This is a genomic window from Streptococcus sp. DD04, assembly GCF_001578725.1.
In the GTDB taxonomy this organism is placed as follows: domain Bacteria; phylum Bacillota; class Bacilli; order Lactobacillales; family Streptococcaceae; genus Streptococcus; species Streptococcus sinensis.
The window spans coordinates 22528-25366 of sequence record NZ_KQ968976.1 but is presented as its reverse complement, the minus strand read 5'-3'; the positions used below and the strand labels follow the sequence as shown (position 1 = coordinate 25366).

3 protein-coding genes are annotated in these 2839 nt (G+C 39.6%); all 3 read right to left on the bottom strand.

Going from position 1 to position 2839, the window contains the following annotated elements:
* The coding region (locus STRDD04_RS00120) for an NAD(P)H-dependent oxidoreductase (protein ID WP_082757312.1) at positions 1 to 1020 on the bottom strand (1020 nt) is incomplete at its 3' end.
* Positions 1021 to 1037: 17 nt separating this feature from the next.
* Positions 1038 to 1643: an NADPH-dependent FMN reductase gene (locus STRDD04_RS00115; protein ID WP_062198296.1), complete on the bottom strand. Its 606-nt coding sequence runs from the start codon at positions 1641 to 1643 to the stop codon at positions 1038 to 1040.
* Positions 1644 to 1684: 41 nt separating this feature from the next.
* The gene (locus tag STRDD04_RS00110; protein WP_062198293.1) at positions 1685 to 2614 is read right to left on the bottom strand and encodes an FAD:protein FMN transferase; all 930 of its coding nucleotides are present in this window, start codon (positions 2612 to 2614) and stop codon (positions 1685 to 1687) included.
* Positions 2615 to 2839: the final 225 nt, after the last annotated feature.

Here is a 2839-nt window from a genome sequence, read left to right as displayed (position 1 = left end):
ATAGTACATCGCTTGGTAGTTGTGCGTGTTGATAACACCTGCAGGTGAGCCTGGAACGATTGTACGAACGTACTCTTGGTCACCATTACGAAGGACTCCAACTACCCATTCAACGTTCTTCATGCGCGCAGCAGGAAGAGAGTTGTGTAGCGTTGAGAGACGGCCACCTGATTGAGATGGGACACGTTTCGCAAACATTGTATCTGGATCTTGGTGAGCATTGTTGTAGTAAAGAAATTGATTGTTGTCATCTGCATAGGTCAATTCAAATGGCATAGCCTTCAAGAACATGTCAATTTGGTTAACAGTCAAGATACCATGGTCAAGTTTGACATAAGTATCACCAGACACAGCACCAACGATTTCTGCAGCTTTTTCAACCCACTCTGGATCATCAGGGTCAACACCTTGAACGGTTGTAGCGATTGGGTTTGTCACATCTAAGTCTTCAGGTTCAATTGGTTTTGGTTTTTTCAATTTTGAAACGACCTCTACATATTTGATAAAGTTATCTAAGCATGTTTCAAGGAAATTCACAGTTCCTTCGTTGGTGATATTGCCATCATTGTCAAAAGCTTCCTTGGCTTTGCCCAGCAGGAATTCATTTCCTGGAAGGGTGTAAGCATTGACACCTGGAGCATCTAAGATTTTACGCAAATGTACTTGAGCACGAGAAGTTCCTTGATCGTAGTAAGAAGCGCCAACAATCATAACTGGTTTGTTTTCAAAGGGATGAACTTCGTAAGAAAGCCATTCTAAGACACTTTTCAAAGGGGCGCTGATAGTATGGTTGTGCTCAGGAGTAGCGATGATAACACCATCTGCCCGTGTAATTTTGTTATACAAAAGGCGCAATTGGAAACTTTCATCCCATTTTTCATCTTGGTTAAACATTGGGACTTCATCGATTTCTAGCACTTCCAATTCAAATTTGAGTTTGAATTGGCGACGGATAAATTCCAATAATTTTCGGTTATATGATTGTTCGTAATTTGATCCTACAAGTCCAATAAATTTCATTCTGTTACTCTCCTATCTTACAAATTTTCCCAGTCAAATTCTTCAGCATCTTTGCGAAGCAACTCTTGTGCGTTACGCAATTTATCTGTAATTTTGACAAAGATACGGAAGTCATCGAAAATTGCATCCAATTTTTTAATGACATCAAGATCTACTAAATCTCCATTTTGGTCAAAGGCTTGGAGAGAATGTGAAAGAAGGAACTCGTCTGGAAGAACGTTTGCTTTGAGTTCTGGAGCATTCAAAATTTGACGGAGCTGCAGTTGAGCACGAGAGGAACCAAGCGTACCGAAAGAAGCACCGGTAATCATAACGGGCTTGTTCAGCAGTGGATAGATACCATAAGAAAGCCAAGCCAGAGCGTTCATAAGCACAGCTGGGATAGAGTGGTCATACTCAGGCGTACCAATGAGTACACCATCAGCAGCATCGATTTTCTCCGCAATCTCTGATACCAACTCAGGGATGTTCCTGTCAGCAGGTTTATTAAACATAGGGATATCTTTAATCTCTACCAGCTCGATTTCAGCCTTGTCGGCAAAATGCTTCTGCATATATTGAAGAAGCTGACGGTTTGTAGAACGTTTGGAATTTGTTCCAACAATCGCAATAAGTTTTAACATAGAATTTCCTTTCCTAAATTAAAATATTTTTTTATTTTTAATTACTGCAATAGATTCTTTACAAGTCCTGAACTGTAAAAAATATGATCGTCTCGAGTAACAATTAGGCACTCGATTCCTCTTTGTTTTTCAACTTGCGCCAAGATAGAAGCAGGAGTTTCTCCAAAGAGTCTTGTTGTCCAGATTTCACCGTCTACCGACTTATCAGATACGATCGTGAGACTGACCAGCTGATTCTCAATCGGATAACCTGTTTTTCTATCTAAAATGTGATGATAGGTCTTGCCTTTAACCTTTAGCGTCCGCTCATAAGTCCCAGAAGTAACGACCGATTGATTAGTAATCGACAGGACAGCCAAGTGTTTTCCTCTAGAAAGTTTTGGATTCTGAATCCCAATTCTCCAAGCACGATGGGTAGCTTTGTTTTCTCCGATAGTGAGGACATTCCCTCCCAGATTTATCAAAGCCGAGGTGACTCCTTCACCTTGAAGATAGAGTTTAATCTTGTCAGCTATGTAGCCCTTAGCCAAAGCACCAAGATCAAGCTTCATGCCTTTCTTCTCCAGAAACACTCTGGAACGTGTTTTATCCAGTTGAATGAAATGTGGATCTGTCAGGCTGAGTCCTTGTTTGATTTGCTCTGGGCTTGGAAGGTGGGCATCGGAAAATCCAATTCGCCAAGTCTGAACAAGCGGACCAATAGTAATATTTAAATGACTGGCCTCACTCAAACTATGAAATTTTCCTAATTCAATTAATTCAAATAAATCAGGATGAACCTGAACCCAGCCAATTCCAGCCATTTGATTGATCTTCATCAATTCTGAATCATCATCGTTTGCACTAAAACGATTTTTGTAAAGATGAAGCAGACTAATCGCCTCGTCCAGTATTGTTTCAGCTCTTTCATGAAGAAGTGAGATACAGATTGTGCTTCCCATCAGTTGGAGCGAGCGAGAAGTAAAATCCATATAGTTGTAACCCTTCTTATTCTTTCTATGACTATCTTATTTTAACAAAAAGATAGCGTTTTTGCAATTCTATTTTATTAAATTTCAGAAAATAACTTCGGAAAATTTAAGGTAAAAGAAAGGTTGTTTCCTACCATGATTCCATAGATTTTCATTCTTCTTTCACGTTTTTTACTATCTATGAGCAAATAGATTGTAAACGCTCCCAGCTTCTGTTATAATAGT